The organism is Kitasatospora sp. NPDC058190, assembly GCF_042883685.1.
Classification (GTDB): domain Bacteria; phylum Actinomycetota; class Actinomycetes; order Streptomycetales; family Streptomycetaceae; genus Kitasatospora.
Genome location: NZ_JBHVVI010000019.1, coordinates 82,877 through 109,410, shown reverse-complemented (window position 1 = coordinate 109,410; position 26,534 = coordinate 82,877). Strand labels below are relative to the sequence as shown.

General features: G+C 74.0%; 25 protein-coding genes. 6 read left to right on the top strand and 19 right to left on the bottom strand.

Annotated elements, in window-relative coordinates; translation table 11 throughout:
* Positions 1-160: 160 nt before the first annotated feature.
* Positions 161-427 carry a hypothetical protein gene (locus ACFVWU_RS12230; protein WP_387618615.1) on the top strand — a complete coding sequence of 89 codons (267 nt, stop codon included), beginning with the start codon at positions 161-163 and terminating at the stop codon, positions 425-427.
* 234 nt (positions 428-661) lie between these two features.
* Here ACFVWU_RS12230 and hemB read toward each other — a convergent pair whose 3' ends face one another.
* The 7 genes from hemB to ACFVWU_RS12195 form a co-directional block, all read right to left on the bottom strand.
* The gene (gene hemB / locus ACFVWU_RS12225; RefSeq protein ID WP_387618613.1) at positions 662-1,639 is read right to left on the bottom strand and encodes a porphobilinogen synthase; all 978 of its coding nucleotides are present in this window, start codon (positions 1,637-1,639) and stop codon (positions 662-664) included.
* A gap of 73 nt (positions 1,640-1,712) precedes the next feature.
* Positions 1,713-3,359, bottom strand: coding sequence for a uroporphyrinogen-III synthase (locus ACFVWU_RS12220; protein WP_380608421.1), 1,647 nt, complete (start codon positions 3,357-3,359; stop codon positions 1,713-1,715).
* Positions 3,356-4,378, bottom strand: a complete 1,023-nt coding sequence (gene hemC, locus ACFVWU_RS12215) for a hydroxymethylbilane synthase (protein ID WP_387618610.1) — start codon at positions 4,376-4,378, stop codon at positions 3,356-3,358. Before hemC ends, ACFVWU_RS12220 begins: the two co-directional genes overlap by 4 nt.
* A gap of 41 nt (positions 4,379-4,419) precedes the next feature.
* Positions 4,420-5,760: a glutamyl-tRNA reductase gene (locus ACFVWU_RS12210; protein ID WP_387618607.1), complete on the bottom strand. Its 1,341-nt coding sequence runs from the start codon at positions 5,758-5,760 to the stop codon at positions 4,420-4,422.
* 25 nt (positions 5,761-5,785) lie between these two features.
* On the bottom strand, positions 5,786-6,688 hold the full coding sequence (locus tag ACFVWU_RS12205) for a redox-sensing transcriptional repressor Rex (protein ID WP_387618605.1): 903 nt from the start codon (positions 6,686-6,688) through the stop codon (positions 5,786-5,788).
* Between the two features lie 101 nt (positions 6,689-6,789).
* Positions 6,790-7,536: an exonuclease domain-containing protein gene (locus ACFVWU_RS12200; RefSeq protein ID WP_387618602.1), complete on the bottom strand. Its 747-nt coding sequence runs from the start codon at positions 7,534-7,536 to the stop codon at positions 6,790-6,792.
* Positions 7,537-7,733: 197 nt separating this feature from the next.
* Complete coding sequence (locus tag ACFVWU_RS12195) at positions 7,734-8,009, bottom strand: glutaredoxin family protein (protein WP_387618599.1); 276 nt, start codon at positions 8,007-8,009, stop codon at positions 7,734-7,736.
* 127 nt (positions 8,010-8,136) lie between these two features.
* Between ACFVWU_RS12195 and ACFVWU_RS12190 the strand changes: the two genes are divergently transcribed.
* The 3 genes from ACFVWU_RS12190 (at position 8,137) to ACFVWU_RS12180 (ending at position 12,113) form a co-directional block, all read left to right on the top strand.
* On the top strand, positions 8,137-9,153 hold the full coding sequence (locus ACFVWU_RS12190) for an HAD family hydrolase (RefSeq protein WP_387618596.1): 1,017 nt from the start codon (positions 8,137-8,139) through the stop codon (positions 9,151-9,153).
* 566 nt (positions 9,154-9,719) lie between these two features.
* Positions 9,720-10,523: an ECF subfamily RNA polymerase sigma factor, BldN family gene (locus tag ACFVWU_RS12185; RefSeq protein ID WP_387618629.1), complete on the top strand. Its 804-nt coding sequence runs from the start codon at positions 9,720-9,722 to the stop codon at positions 10,521-10,523.
* A 270-nt stretch (positions 10,524-10,793) separates the two neighbouring features.
* A complete protein-coding gene (locus ACFVWU_RS12180; RefSeq protein WP_387618592.1) occupies positions 10,794-12,113 on the top strand; it encodes a DUF5667 domain-containing protein in 1,320 nt (439 codons plus the stop codon).
* 56 nt (positions 12,114-12,169) lie between these two features.
* Here ACFVWU_RS12180 and ACFVWU_RS12175 read toward each other — a convergent pair whose 3' ends face one another.
* The 7 genes from ACFVWU_RS12175 to proC all read right to left on the bottom strand — a co-directional run bounded on the left by ACFVWU_RS12175 (position 12,170) and on the right by proC (position 18,563).
* Positions 12,170-13,177, bottom strand: a complete 1,008-nt coding sequence (locus ACFVWU_RS12175; protein WP_387618589.1) for a lysophospholipid acyltransferase family protein — start codon at positions 13,175-13,177, stop codon at positions 12,170-12,172.
* Positions 13,178-13,184: 7 nt separating this feature from the next.
* The gene (locus ACFVWU_RS12170; RefSeq protein ID WP_387618627.1) at positions 13,185-14,294 is read right to left on the bottom strand and encodes an NAD-dependent epimerase/dehydratase family protein; all 1,110 of its coding nucleotides are present in this window, start codon (positions 14,292-14,294) and stop codon (positions 13,185-13,187) included.
* Positions 14,295-14,444: 150 nt separating this feature from the next.
* Positions 14,445-14,543: a 30S ribosomal protein bS22 gene (locus ACFVWU_RS12165; protein ID WP_003948845.1), complete on the bottom strand. Its 99-nt coding sequence runs from the start codon at positions 14,541-14,543 to the stop codon at positions 14,445-14,447.
* A 191-nt stretch (positions 14,544-14,734) separates the two neighbouring features.
* Complete coding sequence (locus ACFVWU_RS12160) at positions 14,735-14,944, bottom strand: helix-turn-helix domain-containing protein (RefSeq protein WP_148644250.1); 210 nt, start codon at positions 14,942-14,944, stop codon at positions 14,735-14,737.
* A 224-nt stretch (positions 14,945-15,168) separates the two neighbouring features.
* Entirely contained in the window at positions 15,169-16,365 is a 1,197-nt protein-coding gene (locus ACFVWU_RS12155) for an acetoin utilization protein AcuC (protein ID WP_387618586.1), read from the bottom strand.
* Between the two features lie 61 nt (positions 16,366-16,426).
* Entirely contained in the window at positions 16,427-17,629 is a 1,203-nt protein-coding gene (locus tag ACFVWU_RS12150; protein ID WP_387618583.1) for an MFS transporter, read from the bottom strand.
* Positions 17,630-17,735: 106 nt separating this feature from the next.
* The gene (proC, locus tag ACFVWU_RS12145) at positions 17,736-18,563 is read right to left on the bottom strand and encodes a pyrroline-5-carboxylate reductase (RefSeq protein WP_387618580.1); all 828 of its coding nucleotides are present in this window, start codon (positions 18,561-18,563) and stop codon (positions 17,736-17,738) included.
* 156 nt (positions 18,564-18,719) lie between these two features.
* Here proC and ACFVWU_RS12140 point away from each other — a divergent pair, with 156 nt between their 5' ends.
* On the top strand, positions 18,720-19,169 hold the full coding sequence (locus ACFVWU_RS12140) for a hypothetical protein (RefSeq protein ID WP_387618577.1): 450 nt from the start codon (positions 18,720-18,722) through the stop codon (positions 19,167-19,169).
* 122 nt (positions 19,170-19,291) lie between these two features.
* Positions 19,292-20,668 (top strand): hypothetical protein, encoded by a 1,377-nt coding sequence (locus tag ACFVWU_RS12135; protein ID WP_387618575.1) that lies wholly within the window; start codon positions 19,292-19,294, stop codon positions 20,666-20,668.
* A gap of 6 nt (positions 20,669-20,674) precedes the next feature.
* Here the strand turns inward: ACFVWU_RS12135 and ACFVWU_RS12130 are convergent, their stop codons facing one another.
* The 5 genes from ACFVWU_RS12130 to ACFVWU_RS12110 form a co-directional block, all read right to left on the bottom strand.
* A complete protein-coding gene (locus ACFVWU_RS12130) occupies positions 20,675-21,205 on the bottom strand; it encodes a hypothetical protein (RefSeq protein WP_387618572.1) in 531 nt (176 codons plus the stop codon).
* 82 nt (positions 21,206-21,287) lie between these two features.
* Complete coding sequence (gene ilvD, locus ACFVWU_RS12125; RefSeq protein WP_387618569.1) at positions 21,288-23,132, bottom strand: dihydroxy-acid dehydratase; 1,845 nt, start codon at positions 23,130-23,132, stop codon at positions 21,288-21,290.
* Positions 23,133-23,276: 144 nt separating this feature from the next.
* Positions 23,277-24,065, bottom strand: coding sequence for a class I SAM-dependent methyltransferase (locus ACFVWU_RS12120; RefSeq protein WP_387618566.1), 789 nt, complete (start codon positions 24,063-24,065; stop codon positions 23,277-23,279).
* A 44-nt stretch (positions 24,066-24,109) separates the two neighbouring features.
* Positions 24,110-24,913, bottom strand: a complete 804-nt coding sequence (locus ACFVWU_RS12115; protein ID WP_387618624.1) for a sugar phosphate isomerase/epimerase family protein — start codon at positions 24,911-24,913, stop codon at positions 24,110-24,112.
* Between the two features lie 612 nt (positions 24,914-25,525).
* The gene (locus ACFVWU_RS12110; RefSeq protein ID WP_387618564.1) at positions 25,526-26,488 is read right to left on the bottom strand and encodes a Ppx/GppA family phosphatase; all 963 of its coding nucleotides are present in this window, start codon (positions 26,486-26,488) and stop codon (positions 25,526-25,528) included.
* Positions 26,489-26,534: the final 46 nt, after the last annotated feature.

The following is a 26,534-nucleotide window of genomic DNA, read 5'->3' as shown; positions in this document are numbered from 1 at the left end:
GGGACGTGTAACCCGACGGGGCCGTCGGCGGGGCGGGGTGAGCGCCCGTCCGGCCCGGTGCGTGGGGCGCCGGGCCGGACGGGCGGGATGTGATCACGAGTCAGAGCACGAGTCAGAGGCAGAGCGCCCGCGGGGGCGCTCCCACAGAGAGGGCAGATCCATGAAGAGCAAGCTGGCCAAGGCCGCCCTGACCGCCACCGCCGCGCTGGCGCTCGCCGGTGCCGCCACCCCGGCGTTCGCCCACGTCGGCCTCGAGGGCGGCGAGGGCATCGTCGCCTCCGCCGACCAGCCGTTCGTGGCCGGCGGCGGCTGGGGCATCGCCCACACCTCCGACGTCATCGCCGGCGGCAAGGGCGGCGGCGCGGCCACCGCCACCGACCTGGTCGGCGGCGTCGAGGGCTTCGCGCACATCAACGGCTGGAAGTAGTACGCCGGAAGGCCGGGCCGCGCCCCGGGGGAGCGGCCCGGCCTTCCGTGTGCTGTACAGCGCCCCGAGCCGAAGGGGCGCGCCGGTGCCGAAAGGGAGAAGCGACCAGCGAGGCACGAGCGCCGGAGCGCCGACCGTCGGCACCGGGCCAGAGCGCCCCGGAGGCGAGTGGGCGAATATCAGTGCGCCGACCGTCGGCACCGGGCCAGAGCGCCCCGGAGGCGAGCGGGCGAGTCACAGCATCGCGGCGGCCTCGACCGCCCAGTAGGTGAGGATCTGCTCGGCGCCGGCCCGGCGGATCGAGGTGAGCGTCTCCAGGATGGTGCGCTCCCGCTCGATCCAGCCGTTGGCGGCGGCGGCCTCGACCATCGAGTACTCGCCGGAGATCTGGTACGCGGCCACCGGCACCGGCGAGACGTCGGCGACCTGCCGCAGGACGTCCAGGTACAGCATGGCCGGCTTGACCATCACCAGGTCCGCACCCTCGGCGAGGTCCAGCTCCAGCTCGCGCAGGGCCTCGCGGGCGTTGGCCGGGTCCTGCTGGTAGGTCTTGCGGTCGCCCTTGAGCGAGGAGTTGACGGCCTCGCGGAACGGGCCGTACAGCGCGGAGGCGTACTTGGCGGTGTAGGCGAGGACGCTGACGTCCTGGTGGCCGGCCTCGTCCAACGCCCTTCGGATGACGGCGATCTGACCGTCCATCATGCCGGACGGGCCGACCATGTGGACACCGGCCTCGGCCTGGACCACGGCCATCTCGGCGTAGCGCGCCAGGGTCGCGTCGTTGTCCACGCTGCCGTCCTCGGCCAGCACGCCGCAGTGGCCGTGGTCGGTGAACTCGTCCAGGCAGAGGTCCGACATGACCACCAGCTGGTCGCCGACCTCCGCGACCACGTCGCGGATGGCCTGCTGCAGGATCCCGTCCGGATTGGTCCCCTCGGAACCGACGGCGTCCTTCACCTCGGGCAGGCCGAACAGCATGATGCCGCCCACGCCGGCCTCGGCGGCCTCCACCGCGGCCTTCCGCAGGGAGTCCCGGGTGTGCTGGACCACGCCGGGCATCGAGGTGATCGGCTTCGGCTCGGTGATGCCTTCGCTGACGAAGGCGGGCAGGATCAGCTCCGCCGGGTGCAGCCGGGTCTCGGCGACCAGGCGGCGCATCGCCGGGCTCTGGCGCAGCCGGCGGGGGCGAACGTACGGGAATTCAGCGGACACGGCTTCTCTCTCCGAACGGTTGTGCCGTGCCGGGGGCGGTGAACCGCCGCCCCCGGCACACTGATGGGGACCCTCAGCGGGCCTTGCGGCGCGAGCCCGGACGGCGCTCGCTGGGCCGGTAGACCGGCTCGCCCGCGGCCGTCGCGGTATCGCGACGCTTGGCCCCGAAGTCTGCCAGCGCCTGGGCCAGCGCCCCCGCCGACGGCGCCGGAGCCATCACGTCGACCCGCAGGCCGTGCTCCTCGGCGGTCTTGGCGGTGGCCGGGCCGATGCAGGCGATGACCGTGACGTTGTGCGGCTTGCCGGCGATGCCGACCAGGTTCCGGACGGTCGAGGACGAGGTGAACAGCACCGCGTCGAAGCCGCCGCCCTTGATCGCCTCACGGGTCTCGGCCGGCGGCGGCGAGGCGCGCACCGTCCGGTACGCCGTCACGTCGTCGACCTCCCAGCCGAGCTCGACCAGGCCGGCCACCAGGGTCTCGGTGGCGATGTCGGCGCGCGGCAGCAGCACCCGGTCGATCGGGTCGAAGACCGGGTCGTACGGCGGCCAGTCCTCCAGCAGCCCGGCCGCGGACTGCTCGCCGGAGGGCACCAGGTCCGGCTTCACGCCGAAGTCCACCAGGGCCTGCGCGGTGGTCTCGCCGACCGCCGCGACCTTGATGCCGGCGAACGCGCGGGCGTCCAGGCCGTACTCCTCGAACTTCTCCCGGACCGCGCGGACGGCGTTCACCGAGGTGAAGGCGATCCACTCGTAGCGGCCGGTGACCAGGCCCTTGATGGCCCGCTCCATCTGCTGCGGGGTGCGCGGCGGCTCGACCGCGATGGTCGGCACCTCCTGCGGCACCGCGCCGTACGAGCGCAGCTGCTCGGACAGGCCGTGGGCCTGCTCCTTGGTGCGCGGCACGAGGACGTTCCAGCCGAACAGCGGCTTGGTCTCGAACCACGAGTGCGAGGCCCGGTGGGCGACCTGCTCGCCCACCACGGCTATCACCGAGGTCGCCGGGTCCACCGGGGCGGAGACCGGCGAGGGCAGCACCCGGGCGGCCTTCAGGTCGGCCGCGATGGCGGACAGCGTGGAGGTGAAGGTGCGCTGGCGGGTGGTGGTGCCGGAGAGGGTGGCGCTCAGCGCCGAATCCGGCTTGCGGCCGTTGGAGACCAGCGCGTTGGCGGTGGCCGGCAGCTGGCCCAGGGTGGTGCGGACCACCAGGGTGGTCTCCGGCGCGCCCAGGTCGACCGGGCCGCCGGACAGCAGCTGGGCGCCGTCCACGAAGCGGACGTCGGCGCCGGCCGCGCCGCGCAGCGGGACGCCCGCGTAGGCCGGGACGCCGACCGACTGGGCGACGCCCGGGATCACCTCGAAGGGGATCCCGTCGCCCGCGCAGCTGAGCATCTCCTCGGCGGCGCAGCCGTCCAGGCCCGGGTCGCCGTCGACGGTACGGACCACGTGCTTGCCGGAGCGGACGGCCTCGGCGACCAGCTTGGCCAGGTCGAAGTCGGTGCCCTCGGCGGCCGGGGTGTGCACCTGCACACCGGCCGGACAGTGGGTGCGCACGGCCGCTGCGGTCAGCGGGTCGGCCACCAGGATGTCGGCCGAGGACAGCACCTCGACCGCGCGCAGGGTCAGCAGACCCGGGTCCCCGGGGCCCGCGCCCAGGAAGGTGCACCGTCCGGTCGGCTGGCCGGCCGGGAACAGGGCGTCGGTGGCGGCGGTGGGGCTCATCGGGCTCGCTCCCCCATCAGGGCGGCCGCGCCCCCGTCGAGCAGCCGGGCGGCCAGGGCGTGGCCGAGGGCCCGCGCCTGCTGCTCGGCGGTCTCGTCGAGGACGATCGGACCGTTGGCGGACATCTTCAGCAGGGCGGTGCCGTCGGGGTTGCCGACCACACCGTCCAGCCGCAGTTCGTTCTCCTGGCCCCAGGTGGCCAGCGCGGCCACCGGGGCCGAGCAGCCGGCCTCCAGGGTGGCCAGCAGGGCGCGCTCGGCGGCCACGGCGACCCTGGTGGGGGCGTGGTCCAGCAGGGCGAGCGCGGCGGCCAGCGAGCCACCGTCGGGAAGCACGGCGGCGGCGGTGCACTCGATCGCGAGCGCGCCCTGGCCGGGGGCCGGGATCATCAGCTCGGGGTCGAGGTGCTGGGAGATCTCGGCGCTGCGGCCGAGCCGGTTGAGGCCGGCCGTGGCCAGCACGACCGCGTCCAGCTCACCGCCGGTCACGTAGCCGATCCGGGTGTCCACGTTGCCGCGGATCGCGACGGTCTCCAGCTGGGCGCCGCGGGCGATCGCCCAGGCGTTCAGCTGGGCCATCCGGCGCGGCGAGCCGGTGCCGATCCGGGCCGGGCGGCCGGCGCCGGCGAGCTTCTCCACCAGCTCGTCCAGGTTCAGGCCCTCGGCCGCGACCAGGGCGTCCCGGACGTCCTCGCGCTCGGGGACGGCGGCCAGCACCAGGCCTTCGGGGGAGGCGGTGGGCAGGTCCTTGAGCGAGTGCACGGCGAAGTCGATCCGGCCCTCCAGCAGCGCGTCCCGCAGCGCGGAGACGAACACACCGGTGCCGCCGATCTGCGCGAGCGCCTCCCGGGAGGTGTCGCCGTAGGTGGTGATCTCGACCAGCTCGACGGGGCGCCCGGTGAGCCTGGTCACCTCGCGGGCGACCATGCCCGACTGGGCCATGGCGAGCGCGCTGCGCCGGGTGCCGAGCCGCAGGGCGGGGGCTCCCGGGGCCTGCTCGGTGAGCGGTTGACCATTCATGACGTGATCGTCCCGGTGGTACTCGTGGGATGGCTGACGGTTCATCTGGCGCCCCCGCCCGAGGGCTGGGGCCGGCCGCCGACGGGCGTGCCCGACACGGCGTGCACGGCCGCCGGGTCGAGGTCGAACAGCTCGCGAAGGGCGTCCGCGTAGGAGGCGCCGCCGGGCTCGGCGGCCAGCTGCTTCACCCGGACGGTCGGGGCGTGCAGCAGCTTGTCGACGACGCGACGGACGGTCTGGGTGATCTCGGCGCGGGAGCGCTCGTCCAGGTCGGGCAGCCGGGAGTCCAGCCGGCCCAGCTCGGCGGCGACCACGTCGGAGGCCATCGCCCGCAGCGCGACCACGGTCGGCGCGATCCGGGCGGCCCGCTGGGCGGCGCCGAAGGCGGTCACCTCGTCGGCGACGATCCGGGTGACCTGGTCGACGTCGCCGGCGCCGGGGCTGGCGGCGTGCGCGTGGGAGAGGCTCTCCAGGTCGACCAGCAGGGCGCCGTCCAGCTCGTGCACCGCGTGGTCGACGTCGCGCGGCATGGCGAGGTCGAGCAGGGCGAGCGGCTCCGGCGAGCTGCGGAGGGCGACGGCGGCGGCCACGTCCTCGGCCTTGATCACCACGCCGGCCGCTCCGGTGCAGGAGATCACCAGGTCGACGTCGGCCAGCGCCTGCGGCACCTTGGCGAGGTCGAGGGTGCGGGCCACGTCCGGGCCGAGGATCTCGACCAGGCGCTCGGCGCGGGCCGGGGTCCGGTTGGCGATCAGCAGGTCGGTGACGCCGGAGCGGACCAGGGTGGCGGCGGCCAGCGAGCTCATCGAGCCGGCGCCGACCACCAGCGCGCGCTTGCCGGCGATCTCGCCCGCGCCCGCCGCGACCTGCTCCAGGCCGAAGGTGACCAGCGACTGGCCGGCCTTGTCGATGCCGGTCTCGCTGTGCGCCCGCTTGCCGACCCGCAGGGCCTGCTGGAACAGCTCGTTCAGGCCGCGTCCGGCGGTGTGCTCGTCCTGGGCCTTGGCCAGCGCGTCGCGCAGCTGGCCGAGGATCTGGCCCTCGCCGACCACCATCGAGTCCAGGCCGCAGGCCACCGAGAACAGGTGGTGGACGGCGCGGTCCTCGTAGTGGACGTACAGGTGGGAGGTCAGCTCCTCCAGGTCCACCCCGCTGTGGTGGGCCAGCAGCAGCGACAGCTCGGCGACGCCGGCGTGGAACTTGTCCACGTCCGCGTACAGCTCGATCCGGTTGCAGGTGTTGAGCAGCGCGGCCTCGGCGACGGTCGAGGTGGCGGCCGCGTCGTGCAGCAGCCGGGTCGGGACCTCACCGGTCAGCGCGGCGCGCTCCAGCACGCCGACCGGTGCCGTCCGGTGGCTCAGTCCGACGACGAGAAGACTCATGCCCGCCCCCCACAGCTCTCGGTGTTCATGCGGGCATCACCGCAGACAGCTCGCCCTCGCCGCCCTTGGCGGACTTGCCCTTGGCCGACTGCTCGGCCTGGTCCTTGGCCGCCGGCTCGCCGGCGCGGCCCTTGCCGTTGCCGCCGCCGGCCGCGCGGCGCAGCTTGGCGGCCGCCGCCCGGACCGGACCGGGGGCGCGGTCCAGCACCGACTCGGTGCGGTCCGGCTCCTCGCCGGCCTTGCGCTGCTCGTGGAAGGCGAGGATCTGCAGCTCGATGGAGAGGTCCACCTTGCGCACGTCCACGCCGTCCGGGACGGTCAGCACGGTCGGGGCGAAGTTGAGGATGCTGGTGACGCCGGCCTCGACCAGCCGGTCGCAGACCTGCTGGGCGGCGCCGGGCGGGGTGGTGATCACGCCGATGGAGACGTGCTGGCTCTCGACGATCGACTCCAGCTCGTCCATGTGGCGCACCGGAAGTCCGGCCGCGGTGGAACCGACCACGTTGGGGTCGGCGTCCAACAGGGCGGCGACCCGGAATCCGCGGGAGGCGAAGCCGCCGTAGTTGGCGAGGGCGTGCCCGAGGTTCCCGATGCCGACGATGACGACCGGCCAGTCCTGGGTCAGGCCGAGCTCGCGGGAGATCTGGTAGACGAGGTACTCGACGTCGTAGCCGACGCCGCGGGTGCCGTAGGAGCCGAGGTAGGAGAAGTCCTTGCGCAGCTTGGCCGAGTTCACGCCGGCCGCGGCGGCCAGCTCCTCGGAGGAGACGGTCGGCACCGAGCGCTCGGAGAGCGCGGTGAGGGCCCGCAGGTAGAGGGGCAGGCGGGCGACGGTCGCCTCCGGGATGCCCCGGGCACGCGAGGGTCGGCGCGCGGCGCCCTGGTCGGGCGTCTGCGAACTGCTCTGTGGTGATCGGCCGATTGCCACGGTGCTCCTGTGGGTGAAGCTGGGCTTTGACAGCCAGGCTATGCGTTTGTGAACGTGTGCACAAAGATGGTGTCCGTTTTGTCCACGCACAGTGACACGCATCACGCCGTCGAGCTCATAGCACCGGCCTTGGTCAGGACCACTTCCGGGGCCTGGGAACCGGGCAGCCAGGGGCCGTACGACGTCTCCCGGCGCAGCAGCGGGACGGCCGTCCCGGACGGGCGGGAGCGCGCCCGGCCCAGCCGAGGCCAGGGCACCCGGGCGGCCTCGCGCAGCGGACCGGCCCAGTCGTCCGGCGGGCAGGACGGGGCGCCCAGGCAGTGCAGCAACAGCTCGGCGGTCACCCGGGCGTCGCCCAGCGCGGTGTGCGCCGGGTACCAGCCGAGGCCGGCCGCCTCCACGCAGGCCGCCAGGCCGTGGCCGCGGGCCTGCGGCAGGTGTTCACGGGCCAGCCGCATGGTGCACAGCAGCGGGACGGGCGGCAGCGGCACCCCGATCCGGGCGAACTCGCGGTCCAGGAAGGCGTGGTCGCAGCTGACGTGATGGCCGACCAGCACCCGGCCGGCCAGCAGCTCCAGCAGCCTCGGGGCGATCTCCCTGAAGCGCGGGGCGCCCTCGACGTCGGCCTGGCGTATCCGGTGCACATGGGTCGGGCCGACCGGGCCCAGCGGGTCCAGCAGGGTGGCGAACTCGCCCTCGGGGCGGAGCCGCTCGTCCAGCAGCACCACCGCGATCTCGACCACCCGGTGCCGCCACGGGCTGCGGCCGGTCGCCTCCACGTCCACCACGGCGAAGCCCCGGTCGCCCTGCGGGGCTTCGGGCATCCCAGAGGTCGGGCGGGGAAGCATGGCGGCACTCCTCGTGTGCTCAGCCCCCCATGGGCGCAAACGCGTTCGATCGTAAGCCGACCGCGGCGCCCCGCCCCAAGCCGAAACGGAGTGTCTTCGGCAACGATTCGGCGAACCACCCCCGCCGGTCGGCGGGGGCGGTGGTGTACGGACGGACGTGGCCCGTCCGGCAGGGATCCGCCGGACGGGCCCACACCTCAGGCGCCGAGGGCGGTGCGCAGGCGGCGTTCGTCGACCCGCCAGAAGTCGTGCTGGCGGCCGTCGATCAGGGTGACCGGGATCTGCTCCCAGTAGCGGCGGTACAGCTCCTCGTCCTGGGTGATGTCCTTCTCCTCGAAGGTCGCGCCCAGCTCCGCCGTCACCCGGACGATCACCTCCCGGGCCTCGTCGCACAGGTGGCAGCCGGGCTTGCCGACCAGGGTCACGGTACGGTCGGCCGGCCGGGGGCTCTTACGTCGCAGCAGTGGGCTCACCGGCCCATTGTCCGCCACCCGTCCGCCCGCCTCCGGAGCACCCGGGGCGGGGGTCGCGGCAGCTGTTCACCGGGTGGGCACGGCTCCGTCACGGCCACTCCCCGCCCGGCTGGCTATGCTCGGTGACATGGCCGTGCTCCGAAGGCTCACCCAGGCGAAGCGCTCCACCACCGCGCGGAGCGCCCCGGCGGCCGAGGCCGCGACCGAGGCCGGCGAGGCCGCCGCCGAGGCGGCCGAGGCCGCGCTGCGCACCGAGCCCCGGCCCGTTCCCGCCCGCGCCGACGCCCCGGCGGCCGGCGCCCCGGCGGCGGGCCGGCCCGGGAAGGCGCCCAAGGCCCCGGCCGAGAACCACACCCCCGACCGGGACGACCCCCGCGCCGCCGCCTTCTTCGACTGCGACAACACCATCCTGCGCGGCGCCGCGATCTTCTACCTCGGGGTCGGCCTCTACCGCCGTGGCTTCCTCACCCGCCGCGACATCGCCCGCTTCGCCTGGCAGCAGGCGCTGTTCCGGCTGCACGGCACGGAGGACCCGGACCACATCTCGGACGCCCGGAACACCGCCCTCGGGATCGTCGCCGGCAAGCCCACCGCCGATCTGGAGGCGATCTGCGAGGAGATCTTCGAGCAGGTCGTGGCCGACAAGATCTGGCCCGGCACCCGCGCCCTGGTCCAGATGCACCTGGACGCCGGCCAGCGGGTCTGGCTGGTCACCGCCGCCCCGCTGGAGGTGGCCCGGATCATCGCCCGGCGGCTCGGCATGACCGGCGCGCTCGGCACCGTCGCCGAGGCCCGGGACGGCTCCTACACCGGCCGACTGGTCGGCGACCTGCTGCACGGCCCGGCCAAGGCCGCCGCGGTGCGCGCGCTGGCCCGGCGCGAGCGGCTCGACCTCGACCGCTGCGCCGCGTACAGCGACTCGGCCAACGACATCCCGATGCTCTCGCTGGTCGGCCACCCGTACGTGGTGAACCCGGACGGCGCGCTGCGGCGGCACGCCCGGGCGCAGGGCTGGCGGGTGCGGGACTTCCGGACCGGGCGCAAGGCGGCCCGGGTGGGGCTGCCGGCGGCGGCCGCGGTCGGGGTACTGGGCGGCGCGACGGCGGCCGGGGTGGCGTTGCGGCGCCGTCGCCGGCGCGGCTGAACACCCCTCCGCGCGGCCGCGGACGCCCCTGCGCGAGCCTCCCCCGGGCGGGTGATCAGACGTCAACCAGGCCTCCGACCTGGCCCCTCGTACGAGCGAACTCCCTTTCCCCGCAGGGCCGTCCGGGCCCGCGGTGCGAACCTGCCCGCCGGTGACCGGTTCTGATCGTTCGCCAGGCCGGGAAAGTCAGGGGTTGCCGAGCCCCAAGGCTGGGAAACCGCCCGCAGAGCCACCGAATTGGTCACCCTGGGCACCTGAACGATCACGTTGAGCCGGATGAACGATGACATCTCCGGTCAGTGTCAGCCGATTATGCACAACAAATGGATCTCAAACGACCACTTCGACCACACGGTGTAGCTGTCATTGCACAAAGCGTTATTCTCTCCTGGATGCACGTCACCCACGCGTCCCGCTCGAACGGACGCCAGGGGGCGTGCTCTCCGCGCAGGCGGAGGTGATCCGTCCACAGTTCTGCCTCTGGGAGTCCCGTGTACCCACCCGTCCGGAACGACGCGCCTGCACCCTCCCGCCCGTCGTCCGCGCCCCTGCGCCCCCGCACCGGCCTGCGCGACCGGCCGACCGCCGAGCGGCAGATCTCCACCGGCCTGGACCTGCTGCGCAACCTGCTCCGCAGTCAGCTCGCCGTCTCGCCCCAACTCGTGCCCGCCGGCGCGCCGTTCGGCCACCAGCACGGCCCCGGGGTGGCGCTGCGCACCACCGCCGCCGGCTCGGCCGGCACCGGCTCGCGCAGCCGCACCGGCAGCACCGGCGTCGGCCGCAGCCGCACCCGCACGGCGCCCAGCCCCGGTTACGAGACCGAGCACAACCCGATCATGGAGCTGGTCGAGCGGGCCCAGGCCGGCGAGAGCGAGGCCTTCGGCCGCCTCTACGACCACTACGCGGACACCGTCTACCGCTACATCTACTACCGGGTCGGCAGCCGGGCCACCGCCGAGGACCTCACCAGCGAGACGTTCCTGCGCGCGCTGCGCCGGATCGGCACCTTCACCTGGCAGGGCCGGGACTTCGGCGCCTGGCTGGTCACCATCGCCCGCAACCTGGTCGCCGACCACTTCAAGTCCAGCCGGTTCCGGCTGGAGGTCACCACCGGCGAGATGCTCGACTCCAACGAGTGCGAGCGCAGCCCGGAGGAGTCGGTGCTGGAGTCGCTCTCCAACGCCGCCCTGCTGGACGCGGTGCGCCGGCTCAACCCGCAGCAGCAGGAGTGCGTGACGCTGCGCTTCCTGCAGGGCCTCTCGGTGGCCGAGACGGCGCGGATCATGGGCAAGAACGAGGGCGCGATCAAGACCCTCCAGTACCGCGCCGTCCGCACGCTGGCCCGGCTCCTCCCGCCCGACGCGCGGTGAGGCGGCGGTGACCGCTGGGGCCACAGCCCGGCGACCGCTCGACCTGTCGTCACCGCGGGTCCCCGATCGACACGTCCGGGTGAACGGTCGATCCGATGATCGGCGTTGCGTAACCGACCGCCCGCACCGCTCGTTGGCCAGCATGCAAGCCCCCACCAGGCGCACGGTCAAGCCGAACTGCGGCCTATCACCCGATGGAGTGGCTTTGGCCCGCCGAGGCAACCGTCCGGCTGGCCGGGGTGTCGACAACGACGAAGGGAGGTGTGGCCCGTGACGGCAAACGTGCTGGAGCACCGGCGGGCGAAGGCCTTCGCCGAGGCGCTGGAGGCCCACCAGGCGGAGCAACGCCGCGCGGCCAACGCCGAATCGGCCAACACCGCTGGCACCGAAGCCGGTTCGGTCGCGATGGCGGAACTGGTCGGCTTGGCCGACGCGCTGGGGGCGGTGGCCCGGCCGACGCTGGACCAGGAGGTCCGGACGGTCCAACGCGCCCAGCTGATGGCCGCGTTCGAGCAGGCCTTCGCGGGCGGACCGGGCGCCACGGTGCCCCGGCAGCACCGGCGCCGGGCGGCTCGGACGGCGCCGCGCGGCCGGTGGAGTCGCCGCTTCGCGATCGGCGGGCTCGTCGCCGGACTCGCCGTCGGCAGCCTGGCCGGTGCCGCCGCCGCGAGCTCCAACGCCCTTCCCGGGGACACGCTGTACGGCATGAAGCGCGGCCTCGAAGGACTGCGGCTCGACCTGGCCGGCTCCGACTCCGAGCGTGGCGAGCTGCTGCTCGACAACGCCGCCACCCGGCTCGGCGAGGCCAACGCCCTGGTCGGCCCCGGCGATCCGGCCGGCGCGCTCAGCCCGTCCACCGTCGACCGGGTCCGCCGGGCGCTGGACGACATGCACGCCGACGCCCTCAAGGGCCGCGAGCTGCTGCGTTCGGTCTACCGCAGCAACGGCTCGCTCGACCCGATGCGCGCGTTGGCCGGCTTCGCCCACGACGAGGACGGCCGCTGGAGCGAGCTGCAGGGTCGGTTGCCGGTCCAACTGACCGAGCAGGCGCACCTGGTGAACCAGCTCTTCGACGACATGAGCGAGGACGTCGCGCCCCTGCGCCTGGTCCAGCCACCCGCCAAGAGCGGTGGCCCGGCCGGCAACGGAGCGGGCGACGACTCGTCCTCCTCGACCGGCGGCTCCCCGGCGGGCTCCCCCGCCAACGGCGCCGGTGCCGCACCGGGCTCCGACCAGTCCCAGGGCGGCACCGACACGGGCAACGGCGCCAACCGCCCCGGCAGCACCGCGCACGCCCCGGGCAACCCCGGCGTCGGCTCCACCGCCGGCGGCGGTGCCAAGGGCGGCGGCCTGCCGGGCACCCTGCCCACCAGCGCCCCGGACGCGGTCAACGGGCTGGTCGGCGACCTCACCAGCGGGCTCACCGGCGGTGCCGGCAAGCCCTCGCCGAGCGCCGACGCGGCCCCGCCGCAGGCGCCGCAGCCGTCCGGCACGCCCAGCGTCGCGCCCGGCGCGACGCCGCAGGGCGTGGACGTGCCCCCGCTGGTCCCGGGCCTGCTGCCCGGCCTACGGATCCTCGGCGGCAGCTGACCGGAACACCGCGAAGGGCCCCGGCGTCGCGCCGGGGCCCTTCGCGGTGCGGACCGTCAGAAGAACACCGAGCGCCGCTGCACCAGCAGCTGGTACAGGCTGTGCTGGATGGTCTCGCGCACCTCGTCGGCCAGGTCGAAGACCAGCATCGGGTCGTCCGCCGCCTCCGCCGGGTAGCCGTCGGTGGCGATCGGCTCGCCGAAGCGGATCGTCCACTTGGTCGGCAGCGGCAGCATCCCGAGCGGCCCCAGCCACGGGAAGGTCGGCGTGATCGGGACGTACGGCAGGCCCAGCAGCCGGGCCAGCGTCTTCACGTTGCCGATCATCGGGTAGGTCTCCTCCGCCCCGACGATCGAGCACGGCACGATCGGCACCTTCGCCCGCAGCGCCGAGGAGACGAAGCCGCCGCGGCCGAAGCGCTGGAGCTTGTAGCGCTCGGCGAACGGCTTGCCGATGCCCTTGAAGCCCTCCGGCCAGACCCCGACGACCTCGCCGCGCTCCAGCAGCGCCTGGGCGTCCTCGTTGCAGGCCAGGGTGTGGCCGGCCTTGCGGGCCAGCTCGTTGATGCCCGGCAGGACGAAGACCAGGTCGGCGGCGAGCATCCGCAGGTGCCGGCGGTGCGGGTGGTGGTCGTGGATGACCACCTGGGTCATCAAGGCGTCCAGCGGGATCGTCCCGGAGTGGTTGGCGACGATCAGCGCGCCGCCCTCGGCCGGGATGTTCTCGATCCCCTGGACGTCGATCCGGAAGTACTTCTCGGCCAGCGGGCGCAGCAGCGAGAGCAGCACCTCCTCGGTGAGCTCCCGGTCGAAGCCGAACTCGTCCACCTCGTAGTCGCCGGTGATCCGGCGGCGCAGGAAGGCCAGTCCCTCGGTGGCCCGGCCCTCCCAGCCCTTGCCGAACAGCCGGGTGGCCACCGGGCCGAGCTGCCCGGACAGCGCCCCGCCGACGGCCCCGGCGAGCCGGTCGGCCAGCCCGGGGCCCTCGGGGGACGTCCAACTGGGGGCGGTCTCGATCGGGATGACCTTGGCCTCGCCCGGCGCGTTGTCGGCGGCGGCACTCATCGCGGCTTCAGCTCCTCGGACGGCGGGGACGGTTCGGTACGACGTTCGGCGCGGCGGGGGCCGGCTCCTCCGGGCCGAGCAGGGCGGTCAGCCGGTCGGCGACGGCGGCCAGCCGCTCGGGCGGCAGCAGGCCGGGGCCCCGGGCGGCGGCGAAGTCGGCGAAGGCCTCCGGCGTGCTGAACGCCGGGCGGTAGCCGAAGGTCTCCCGCAGCCGCGTGGTGTCCACCACCCGGCCGTGGGTGAGCAGCCGCAGCTGCTCGGGCGAGACGTCCACCAGCCGGGTCTGCCGGGCCAGCACGGCCATCCAGCTGACCGCGGGCAGCAGCAGCGGCAGGGTGGGGCGGCCGAGCCGGCGGGCGCACTGGGAGAGCAGCAGGACGCCCTCCCCGGCCACGTTGAAGGTCCCGGTGTTGACGGTGCCCGGCGCGGGCTCGTCGGCGGCCCGGCAGAGCACCGCGACCGCGTCGTCCTCGTGCACGAACTGCAGCCGGGGGTCGTAGCCGAGCACGGTCGGCAGCACCGGCAGCGCGAAGTACTCGCTGAGCGGGGTGTCGGCGTGCGGGCCGACGATGTTGGCGAAGCGCAGCACCGTCACCGCGACGTCCGGGCGGCGGCGGGCGAAGCCGCGCACGTAGCCCTCGACCTCGGCCGCGTCCTTGGCGAAGCCGCCACCGGGCGGGTCCTTCGGCTGGAGCCGCTCGGTGAACACCGCCGGGTCGCGGGGCGCGGAGCCGTAGACGCCGGTGGTGGACTTCACCACCAGCCGGCGCACCCCCGGGGCCTTCTGGCAGGCGCCGAGCAGCTGCATGGTGCCGATGACGTTGGACTCCTTCACCGCGGAGCGGTTGGTGGAGCCCAGACCGGTGGCGCTGACGCTGAGGTGCACCACGGTGTCCACCCGGTGCTCGGCGATCACCCGGGAGACCGCGGGGCGGCGCAGGTCGAGCTGGTGGAAGGTGTACGGGGCGGCCGGGCCGTCCGGCTCCTCGACCGGCAGCCCGGGCGGCAGCACGTCCACGCCGACGACCCGGTCCACGCCGGGGCGGCGGCGGACCTCGGCGGCGAAGCGGGCACCGAGATGGCGTGCCACACCGGTGACGAGCACGACCACACCCACGGTGCTGCACCCCATTTCCCTGACCCGAGCGGCCTGCGTGCACCGTACCGCGCCGCCGCGCCGGGCCGTGAAACGACACCGCCCGCCCTGGCCACGAGGGCCGGGGCGGGCGGTGGAAGCGCTGGGCGCGCTGGGCGCGGCCGGGGGCGCTTACTTCTTGTTGCGACGCTGAACGCGAGTCCGCTTCAGAAGCTTGCGGTGCTTCTTCTTGGCCATACGCTTGCGACGCTTCTTGATGACAGAGCCCACGGAACAACCCTCGCTCACTGAGACTCTCGTCCGTGAGAGACGGAGTCCATACGACTGACGTGAGGGCCTAGCCTACCGTCCGCCCGGCCCGGGCAGTAATCGCGCTCCCCGGAAGCGGGAAACCCGCGGGAAATCCCGGGCGAACGGGGGCGGGCCCACGGTTGCGGACCCGCCCCCGCCCGACCCTTCGGCTACGCGCTCTCAAGCCGCACGTAGGACTCCTTGAGGTACTCGTGCACCGCCTGCTGGGGCACCCGGAAGGACCGTCCGACCCGGATGGCCGGCAGCTCTCCGCTGTGCACCAACCGGTACACGGTCATCTTGGACACCCGCATGACTGCGGCAACCTCCGCCACGGTCAGGAAGACGACTTCCTGCAGGGGGCGTTCGCCGGAACTCATGACCATCACCCGACCCTTACCCGTGTGCAAGGCACCGGCTTCCCCTCCGGTGACTCCACCGGCACACGTGTATCCCCAGAGTAGTTATGGGTGGTACCAGTGGGAAGGGGGGAAGTGCAGTCCTCGTACGGTGAGAGATAGGACTGTTGCAGTACGTAGCCGCTCGGCGGTTCGCACCAACGGGGGTACGCACGGCCCGGCCGGCGTGCGACCGGGCGGCGGATTCAGGCCAGCAGGCCGTGGTGGGGGAACACCGCGCGGCGGCTGGCGAGGATGGCCTGATCGAGCCGGTCGGCCGGATCGTAACCCGCTTCGAAGTCGCGCCAGGACGGGCGGGCGCCGTCGGTCATCCGCAGCGGGGCCGGGCGGCGAGTGCGGCGGTAGACCTCGGCGCGCCAGGGCTCGGGGGTCTCGGTGGCCGGGTCGACGGGCCGGCCGGCGGCGGTGGCGACCAGGTGGGTCCAGGTGCGCGGGACGACGTCCACCACGGCGTAGCCGCCCCCGCCGGTGGCCACCCAGCGGCCGCCGGTCAGCTGGTGGGCGAGGTCGTGCAGTTCCTCGGCGATCAGCCGCTGGGCGTCCACGGTGACGGCGAGGTGGGCGAGCGGGTCCTCCAGGTGGGTGTCCGCGCCGTGCTGGGTGACCAGGATCTGCGGCCGGAAAGCGCTGAGCAGCTCCGGCACCAGGGCGTGGAAGGCGCGCAGCCAGCCGGAGTCGCCGGTGCCGGCCGGCAGCGGCAGGTTGGCGGCGGTGCCGGGGGCGTCCGGGCCGCCGGTCTCGGTGGGCCAGCCGGTCTGCGGGAAGAGGGTGGCGGGATGCTCGTGCAGCGAGATCGTCAGCACCCGGGGGTCGTTCCAGAAGGCCTGCTGGACACCGTCGCCGTGGTGGACGTCCACGTCGACGTAGGCGACCCGCTCGGCGCCGAGTTCCAGCAGCCGGGCGATGGCGAGGGCCGGGTCGTTGTAGATGCAGAAGCCGGAGGCCTTGTCGGGCATCGCGTGGTGCAGCCCGCCGGCGAAGTTGACGGCGTGCGGGGTCTCGCCGCGCCAGACCGCCTCGGCGGCGGCCACGGACTGGCCGGCGATCAGCGCGGAGGCCGAATGGACCCCCGGGAAGGCCCAGTTGTCGTCGGTGCCGAGCCCGTGCCGGGGGTCCGGCTGCTCGGGGTGCGCGGCGGCGCGCTTGACCGCCTCGACGTACTCCCCGGTGTGCACCAGCCGCAGGGTGGAGTCCCCGGCGGCCGGTGCGGACCGGACGGTCACGCCGGGCCCGGTGCTCAGCCCGAGGGCCTCGACGAGGCGCATGGTGAGCGCCAGCCGGGTCGGGTCCATCGGGTGGCCGGGGCCGAAGTCGTAGGCGGTGACGGCCTCGTCCCAGAAGAGGTGCAGGCCGCAGGGGGTGTCACGCTCGGCTTCGGGCATGGCCTCCACCGTAGCGGGTGGGGGTGGCCGGGCGACCGCCAGGGCTCGCCCGGCCACGCCCTCAGGCGGCTGCGGGGGCGGGCACCGTCGCGGGCGCCGGGGCGAAGCGCTCGGCCAGCGGCAGGACGGCGAGCACCAGCAGCATCGGGGCGAGCAGTGCCCAGCGGTACGAGCTCGCGTCCGCGATCGCCCCGACCAGTGGCGAACCGATCAGGAAGCCCACGTAGTTGAAGAGGTTGAGCCGGGCCACGGCGGCGTCCGAGTCGGCCGGGAAGAGCCGCCCGCCGGCCGCGAACACCTGCGGGATGATCGCGCAGATGCCGAGGCCGAGCACGGTGAAGGCGGCGATGCCCGCCCAGGCGGTCGGCGCGACGGCGGCCAGACCGAAGCCGAGCGCGGCCACCGCGGCGCCCGCACGCACCACCGGGACGGCGCCGAAGCGTTGCACCGCGCGGTCGCCCAGGGCTCGGCCGACCAGCATCGCCACCATGTAGCCGAGGTAGGAGAGCTTGGCGAGGTCCTCGCGGCTGCCCAGGCCGTCGGTGAGGTACTTGACGCTGTAGTTGGAGACCGAGGCGTCCGCGATGTAGGCGAAGGCCATCGCCAGGCACAGCGGCAGCAGCGGCCGCCAGGGGACGGACCGGGCGGCGGCCTCGGCGGCCTCCCGGACGGCGTCGCCGAGTTCGGCCGGGCCGGCGAACCGGGTGCCGGTCAGCACCGCGAGCGGGGCGATCACCGCGGCGGCCGTGCCGAACAGCACCGGCAGCCCGAGGTCCTCGTGCGAGCCGAGCCCCGCGATCGCCGCGCCCAGGATGCCGCCGAGGCTGAAGGCGGCATGGAAGCCGATCATGATCGAGCGGCCGTAGCGGTGCTGCAGGCCCACCCCGAGCATGTTCATACTGGCGTCCAGCGCGCCCACCAGCAGCCCGAACGCGCCCAGCGCGAGGGCGAGTTGCCACAGCGAGTCGCCGAGCCCGACGCCTGCGAGGCTCAGGCAGACGGCCGGCTGGACCACCCGCAGCACGGCCCGGGCGCCGGTGCGCTTCACCAACTGCTCGGACAGGATCGAGCCCACCCCGGCCAGGATCGGCACCGCGGCCAGGAAGACCGGCAGCAGCCCGTCGCTCAGCCCGTACCGGTGCTGGATCTCCGGGATGCAGGTGACCAGCAGCGCGAAGGTGGTGCCCTGGAGCAGGAAGCTGACGGCGAGCGCGGCCCGCCCGACGCGCAGGCCGGGCGGGACCGGGGACGGCTCAGCACTCATGCGGACCTCCAGACGACCTCGCTACCGACCGGTAGGACGATGTTGGCGAGAGCGTAGGCGGTGCGCCGCCGTTGCGGGAGGGGTCGCGCAGGGACTTCTGTGACGACTACTTGCCGCCGGAGGCCAGCTCCCGGGAGCGGTCCCGGGCCGCCTCCAGGGCGCCCAGCAACGCGGCCCGCACGCCGTGGTTCTCCAGCTCGCGGATGGCCGCGATGGTGGTGCCGGCCGGGGACGTGACCGCCTCGCGCAGCTTCACCGGGTGCTCTCCCGAGTCGCGCAGCATCACCGAGGCGCCGATCGCGGACTGCACGATCAGGTCGTGCGCCACCTGCCGGGGCAGGCCGAGCAGGATGCCCGCGTCCGTCATCGCCTCGACCAGGAAGTAGAAGTAGGCCGGTCCGGAGCCGGACAGCGCGGTCGCCGCGTCCTGCTGGGACTCGGGCAGCCGCAGCGCCTTGCCGACCGAGCTGAAGATCTCCTCGGCGCGCACCAGGTGCTCCTCGGTCGCGTGCGAGCCGCCGGAGATGACGCTCATCCCCTCGTCCACCAGCACCGGCGTGTTGGGCATCACCCGGACCACCGGGGTGCCGGCCGCCAGCCGCTCCTCGAACCAGGCGGTCGGCACCCCGGCCGCGGCCGAGATCACCAGCCGGTCCGGGCTGACGTGCGGGGCCAGCTCCTCCAGCAGGGTGCCCATGTCCTGCGGCTTGACCGCGAGGATCAGGGTGTCGGCCAGCTTGGCGGCCTCGGCGTTGGAGACGGCCGTCACGCCGTAGCGGGCGGCGAGTTCGGCGGCGCGCTCGGGGCGGCGGGCGGTCACCAGGACGTCCGCCGGGTCCTCGCCGGCCCGCAGCAGACCGGAGAGCAGGGCCTCGCCGATCTTGCCGGTGCCCAGGAAGGCGATCTTCTGTCCGTGCGCTGCGCTGCTGCCCATGGTCCGCTCCTTGCCTCGGTACTGCGGCCATCCTCGCACCGCGCGGCACCGGGCGGCGGGACCGTCCGATCCGTGGTCCCCCGGGCCAATCCTCTAGGGAGAAACTCGGGGGTTTCCCCTATGGCTTCCGGCCGTCCGCGGGCGCACCGTGGACCTATGGCACACGACGAGATGTCCCGACGTGAGAACCGGCAACTCGCCGTCGCCTCGGCGACGATGGGCCCGTGGCGGACGGCCGCGGGAGTCGGTGCGGTGGTGGGGGCGACCGCCCTGGGGATCGACGCGATCACCGGGCACTGGTCGCTGAGCATGCTGGCCGGACCGGCCGGCTGGGGCCTGTTCTTCTTCTTCCTCGTCGGCACGCTGGGCGGCCAGTTGCGGCGCGACACCGGCGACCGGCGGCTGCGGCGGTGGGCCAACGAGCACCCGTGGCAGTCGGCACTCCCGGCGGCCGGCGGACTGCTGTTGCTGAACACGCTGGCGCAGCTGTTCCTCGGCGACGCGGGCCTGTTCGCCGCGTTCTTCGAGTCGCTCATCCCGGCCGGCATCCTGCTGACGATCGCCGGCGTGGTGGGGTCGGTGAAGCAGGCCCGCGGCAAGGGCTGAACCCCTGGTCGCACCTCTCCGACCTGGGCAAATGGGGTAAACGTCCGCACTCTGCGCACGAGTTCACCACACGGAGTGCCCCCGATCGACGAATCGTCACACCCCGTCGTCATACTGGCGCGATGCCGATAGCCGAAGATCCGGAACCGCGCCCCTCCGAGGGCCGCGAGCCGGGCGGGTCCGACCCGTCCGGGGCGGGCGGGAAGGACCCGTTCGCAGACCTCGTCCTGGACGAGGACTTCATCAAGTCCGCCAGCGTGAAGGAGCAGTCCGGGCGCACCCGGATGCTGACCGCCCGTTGGAAGCACACCCCGCCGGTCGACCCGGGCGGCCGCCGCTCCGTCAACGACGGCCCGGAGAAGGCCAAGCGACGCTTCGGACGCAAGCCCAAGCTGCAGGTGGTCGACCCCTGGGGCAACCCGCGCCCGCCACGCCGTCGCCGGCTGGAGTGGCGCGCGCCACTGTTCGTCGTACTGACCGTCGCGGTGCTGCTCGCCGCGCTGAACATCGACGGGCTGCGCACCTGGTACGCGGACCACATCGGCGGGAACGGCTCCTCGGCCGCGCACACCCCGGTGCCGACCGTGGCCCCGGAGACGGCCAAGCCGACCACCGCGGCGCCGAAGGTCGACGAGAAGCAGCCGACCGTGGACCACCCGTGGGCCGGCTCCCCCGCCGAGGGCTGGCCGAACGGCGCCGAGGCCTTCGTGCTCCCCGAGGCCAAGGACACCGGCGTCTTCTCCGCCGACCAGGTCGCCGCCCAGCTGCAGCTGGTCAAGGACTACCTGACCGCCGCCAACCTGGACCCGAAGGTGATCGCGGGCGGCCGGCCGGACACCGCGCTCGCGATGCTGGACCGCGACGAGCGGGACCGCGCGACCGCCGCGCTGGCGAACCCGTCCAAGGACACCGACGCGACCAGCTGGTTCAGCCGCTTCGACCCGCGCGAGGCGATCCCGGTCGGTGACGTGGTCAAGGTGCAGGGCCGGATCAGCTTCGAGGGCGACGGGGACAAGGGCGTCCTGGTCCACACCGACTTCAGCTTCGTGTACCCGCTGCGCCCCGGTCCGGAGGCCGGGAAGCGGGCCGGATCGTCCGCCCCGTCGGCGGGCGCGCCGCAGCCGACGAAGCCGGCCGCGCCCCAGGGCGGCGGCACGGCCAAGCCGGTGGGGCTGGTGGTGCCGGTGGACAACGTGGCCGGGGACACCTGGACCACCCGCACGGTCGTGCGCCGGGTGGAGAACTTCCGCTTCTACGACCCGGGCCGCTACCAGGTCAACCCAAAGAAGCTGGTGATCGCCGACGGCACCACCTCGGACTCCGCCAACTCGGCCTGCGACGTCTACGACGGCTACTACCACCCGCAGTTCGACCAGTTCGCGCCCGCGCTGCCGGACAGCCCGGACGCCCGGCCGACCGGCCCGGAGACCGACCCGTACGACCGCAGCAAGGACCTGTCCACCGAGCCCGGCGGGTGCGGCTCGGTCAGCCGCTACTGACCACGGTCAGCGCTTGCGCTTGCCCCGGCCCGGCGCCTTGGTGCCGGGCCGGCCGCTGCGGTTCGGCTGACGCTTCCCGTGCTGCTCGACGGCCCGCTGGTAGGCGGCCCGCCTGACCCCCTCGCCGGGGGCCTCGACCAGGCTGCGGGCGAAGTAGGCGGCCAGCGAGCCGGCCCCGCCGATCAGCCAGACCGCGCCGAGCGACGTGTCCTCGGCCATCCAGCCGGTCAGCTGGTCCTTGCCCTCGGTGAGCACCTTCCAGGTGCGCCGGACGGCCATCATCGAGCAGACCGCGATGGCGGCGGTCAGCAGCCCGTTGAGGAAGCCGCCGCTGTCGGAGATCGCGACGCCCTCGACGCCGAAGCGCAGCACCAGCACCGCGGCGGCGGTCGCGACCAGGGCGCCGACCGAGACGCCGACCCGGCGCGGCCAGTAGCCGTTGTCCCGGTTCAGCCAGCTGGTGCCGAAGAAGCGGATCGGCTCCGGCTCGGGGGCGCCGGCGGGCTTGGGGGGGGGGGTGGGGGGCTGCTCGCTCACGCCCCCGATTATCACCCGACGCCCACGGACGACGGAGGAGCCGTCCCCACCGCGGGACGGCTCCTCCGTTCGCTCGCCGGGATCAGCCGAGCTTGCCGACGTCCCGGACGGCGCCCTTGTCCGCCGAGGTGGCCATCGCCGCGTAGGCGCGCAGCGCCTGGCTGACCTGGCGGTCGCGGTTCTTCGGCCGGTAGCCGCCCGCGGCCTCCAGGGCGCGGCGGCGCTCGGCGAGGACCTCCTCCGGCACCTCCAGGGAGATCGTCCGGCCCGGGATGTCGATGGCGATGGTGTCGCCGTCCTCGACCAGCGCGATGGTGCCGCCGGAGGCCGCCTCCGGGGAGGCGTGGCCGATGGACAGACCCGAGGTGCCGCCGGAGAAGCGGCCGTCGGTGACCAGCGCGCAGGCCTTGCCCAGACCGCGGCCCTTGAGGAAGGAGGTCGGGTAGAGCATCTCCTGCATGCCCGGACCGCCCTTGGGGCCCTCGTAGCGGATGACGACGACGTCGCCCTCCTTGACCCGCTTGGCGAGGATCGCCTCGACCGCGTCCTCCTGGGACTCGACCACGACGGCCGGGCCGCTGAAGGTCCAGATCGACTCGTCCACGCCGGCCGTCTTCACGATGCAGCCGTCCTCGGCGAGGTTGCCGTACAGCACCGCGAGGCCGCCCTCGACCGAGTAGGCGTGCTCGGCGCTGCGGATGCAGCCCCTGGCGGCGTCGGTGTCCAGCGACTCCCAGCGCTCGGACTGGGAGAAGGCCTCGGCGGAGCGGACGCAGCCGGGCGCGGCGTGCCACAGCTCGACGGCCTCGGCGGAGGGCGAACCGCCGCGCACGTCCCAGGTCTTGAGCCACTCGGCGAGCGAGTCGGCGTGCACGGTGTGGACGTCCTCGTTGAGCAGCCCGGCCCGGTACAGCTCGCCGAGGATGGCCGGGATGCCGCCGGCCCGGTGCACGTCCTCCATGTAGTACGAGCCGTTGGGCGCGACCTTGGACAGGCAGGGCACCTTGCGGGAGATCGCGTCGATGGCCCGCATGTCGAAGTCCAGCTCGGCCTCCTGGGCGGCGGCGAGCAGGTGCAGGATGGTGTTGGTCGAGCCGCCCATGGCGATGTCCAGGGCCATGGCGTTCTCGAAGGCGGCGCGGGTGGCGATCGCGCGCGGCAGCACCGAGGCGTCGTCCTGGCCGTAGTAGCGGTCGGCGATCCCGACGACCGTCCGGCCCGCCTTCTCGTACAGCGCCCGGCGGGCGGTGTGGGTGGCGAGCACCGAGCCGTTGCCGGGCAGCGAGAGGCCGATCGCCTCGGTGAGGCAGTTCATCGAGTTGGCGGTGAACATGCCGGAGCACGAGCCGCAGGTCGGGCAGGCGTTCTCCTCGATGATCGCGATGTCCTCGTCGGAGACGTTCTCGTTGACCGCCTGGGAGATCGCGTCGACCAGGTCCAGCTTGCGCACGGTGCCGTCGACCAGGGTGGCCTTGCCGGCCTCCATCGGGCCGCCGGAGACGAACACGGTCGGGATGTTGAGGCGCAGCGCGGCCATCAGCATGCCCGGGGTGATCTTGTCGCAGTTGGAGATGCAGATCAGCGCGTCGGCGCAGTGGGCGTTGACCATGTACTCGACCGAGTCGGCGATCAGGTCGCGCGAGGGCAGCGAGTAGAGCATGCCGCCGTGGCCCATCGCGATGCCGTCGTCCACGGCGATGGTGTTGAACTCGCGCGGGATGCCGCCCGCCTGCTTGATCGCCTCGGAGACGATCCGGCCCACCGGCTGCAGGTGGGTGTGGCCGGGGACGAACTCGGTGAAGGAGTTGGCGACCGCGATGATCGGCTTGCCGAAGTCCTCGCGGGCTACGCCGGCCGCCCGGAGAAGCGCCCGGGCGCCTGCCATGTTGCGACCGTGGGTGACCGTACGGGACCTCAGCTCGGGCACTGTGCTCCACTCCTTCGGGGCTCTCGACGGCTCCCCGCGGGAGAGGGAGGTGCGGGGGCCGCTGGTGGTTTCCGAGCCTACGCCCGCCGTCCGGCCGCCGGACATCCCGTCCGGGATGCGGGCAGGCGCGGTCACCCCCTGAGGTCAGCCGGGCTTGACGGCCACGGTGAGGTCCAGGATGAACGGTTCGACCACGACGCCGTCCGGGAAGTCGGCGCGCAGGGCCTCCCGTTCGACGGCCAGGATCGGAGCGCGCTCCTCGGGGGTGAGCGAGGCCAGGAAGGAGCGGGAGGTGAGGTCGGTGAGCACGTGCTCGACGGTGACCCGCCGCTCCCAGCGCAGCCGCGCGTGCCCGACCGCCAGCCCGGCCGGGGCGAAGTGGCGGGTGTGCTCGGTGATCCGGCCGTAGCCGTGGTAGCGGCCGGGCAGCGCGGCGGTCAGCCGCTCGACCCGGGCCCGGACCCAGGGCACGGTCTCGTCGGGCACGTTCCACCAGGCGGCGAGCGCGCCGCCGGGCCGCAGCACCCGGATCGCCTCCGGGACGGAGCGCTCCGGGCGGGTCCAGTGGAAGGCCTGGGCGTAGCAGATCAGGTCGGCGGAGTCGTCGTGGAAGGGCAGGTCGTCGCCGTTGCCGCGGACCAGCGGGAGCTGCGGCGAGGCGGCCCGGAACTGGGCGGCCATCCCGGCGTACGGCTCGACGGCGATCACGTCCGCGCCGCGGGCGGCCAGCAGCCGGGTCGCGATGCCGGTGCCGGCGCCGACGTCCAGGACCCGGGCCCCCTTGAGGCTGCGGCCCCAGAGCCGCTCCAGCTCGTCGAACAGCTCGTCCGGGTAACTCGGGCGGGCCCGGTCGTACTCGGCGGCCACCGAGCCGAAGCTCTGGGCCAGTTCACGGAAGTTGCCGAGCTCGCTGAAAAGCCGATCGTTCGTCACCGCTCTCCCTCGGTACGGAAGTTCGCGCCCCCGTGGGCCCGGGCTCAGCGTACGCGCGAGGGGGTGGCCAGGTGCAAGCGGGTGAAGGCGAGGGCCTCGGCGAGATCGGCCTCGCGTTCGGCGGGGGACGCGGCGCGCCGGGTGTTGACCTCCAGCACCACGTGGCCGTCGAAGCCGGTGCGGGCCAGGTGCTCCAGCAGCTCGGCGCAGGGCTGCTTGCCCCGGCCGGGGATCAGGTGCTCGTCCTTCCCGGAGCCGCTGCCGTCGGCCAGGTGGACGTGGGCGAGGCGCTCGCCCATCCGCTCGACCATGGCGAAGGCGTCGATCCGCGAGGTCGCGACGTGCGAGAGGTCGATGGTGAAGTGCCGGTACTCCTCGTCGGTGACGTCCCAGCCGGGGGCGTACGCGAGCACCTCGCGGTCGCGGTAGCGCCACGGGTACATGTTCTCGACGGCGAAGCGGACGTCGGTCTCGCCCGCCATCCGGTTGATGCCCTCGACGAACTCGCGGGCGTACTGGCGCTGCCAGCGGAACGGCGGGTGGACGACCACGGCGCTCGCGCCGAGCTTCTCGGCCGCCGCCCGGGCCCGGACCAGCTTGGTCCACGGGTCGGTGGTCCACACCCGCTGGGTGATCAGCAGGCAGGGCGCGTGCACGGCCAGGATCGGCAGCTGGTGGGCGTCGGAGAGCCGGCGCAGGGCCTCGATGTCCTGGCTGACCGGGTCGTTCCAGACCATCACCTCGACCCCGTCGTAGCCGAGCTTGGCGGCCAGCTCGAAGGCCACGGTGGTGCTGGCCGGGTACACCGAGGCGGTGGACAGGACCACCTTGGTGTCGGGGATGTGCAGGGCGGGGTGCTGGGGCAGCACCAGCCGGTCGGTGGTGCGCAGCAGCGGCGGGCGGGCGGCGTCGCGCTTGGCGGCCTTGACCGAGCGCACCGACTGGACGGCGGCCTTGGCGGCGCCGGCGGCCCGGGCGGTGCGGGTCTCCCGCGGTTCCTTCGGTTCCTTCGGTTCCTTCGCGGTGGCGGCCGGCTGCCGCGCGGTCTGCCTCACCGTGGTCTTCGCGTCCGCGGTCCTCTGGGCCTCGGCCCTGGCCTCCGCGGTCTTCCGGGCCGTGGCCCGCTTCTCCGCGGCCTTCTTGGCGGTCGCGGTGGCGGCCTTCTTCGCGGTGCGCTGGGCCGCCTGGGCCGCCTGGACCGCCTTGGCGGCCTGGCCGGCGGTGGCGCCCTTGACAGCCTTGCCGACACCCGGCTTGCCGAGCCGGCGGCGCGGAGCGTCCGGCCGCGGCTGCCCGTCCCCGGGCGCGCGGCCCTCCCGCGTCCCGTCCTCGCCCGCTGGTTGCACCACGGGAGACAGCGTAAGCGGAGCACGCGCCGAACGGGACCGGATGCCCGGCGCAGTGACCGGCGGCACGTTCGCCCGGCGGGCGCGCTCCGGGTCGGGCACGGGGTGGCCGCGTTACGGCGTGAGCGCGGGGCGGCGGCGGTCGGCGGGGCTGTCCATGGCGTCCAGCTGGCGCAGGATGATGCCCTCGCGCAGCGCCCACGGGCAGACGTCCAGCTCCTCCAGGCCGAACAGGTCCATCGCGGCGTCCGCGACCAGCGCCCCGGCCAGCAGCTGCTTGGCCCGGCCCTCGGAGACGCCGGGGATCTGCGCGCGCTCGGCGACGGTCATCGTGGACAGCCGCGGCAGCCAGGCGGACAGCCCGCTGCGGGTGAGCCGGCGGTCGGTGTACGGGCCCGCGTCGGCGGCCGCGGCGCCGGTCATCCGGGCCAGCTGCTTGAAGGTCTTGGAGGTGGCGACGGCGTGCTTCGGCGGCCCGAGCCGGGAGATCTCGCCGACCACGTTGGCGATCTCGGCCCGGATGTGCCTCCTCAGCTCGCGCAGCCGGTCCGGGTCGGCGACGTCCCCGGGCAGCCAGCCGGCCGTCAGCCGGCCGGCGCCCAGCGGCAGGGAGCAGGCGACGTCCGGCTGCTCGTCCAGGCCGCAGGCGATCTCCAGCGAGCCGCCGCCGATGTCCAGGTTGAGCAGCCGGCCCGAGGACCAGCCGAACCAGCGGCGGACGGCCAGGAAGGTGAGCCGGGCCTCGTCCTGTCCGGACAGCACCCGCAGCTCGACCCCGGTCTCGGCGGCGATCCGGCGCAGCACCTGCTCGCCGTTGGCGGCCTCGCGGACGGCGGAGGTGGCGAAGGGCAGGATGTCGACCACGCCCTTGTCCTCGGCGACCCGCAGCGAGGAGGCGATGTGACCGATCAACCGCTCGACCCCGGCCTCGCTTATCGCGCCGGACTCGTCCAGCAGCTCGGCCAGGCGCAGCTCGGCCTTGTGGGAGTACGCGGGCAGCGGGGCTGCACCCGGATGGGCGTCCACCACGAGGAAGTGGACCGTGTTGGAACCTACGTCGAGCACACCGAGTCGCATAACTCTCCACGCTACGCGATCCGACCCCGCCGGAGATCGGTTGTGA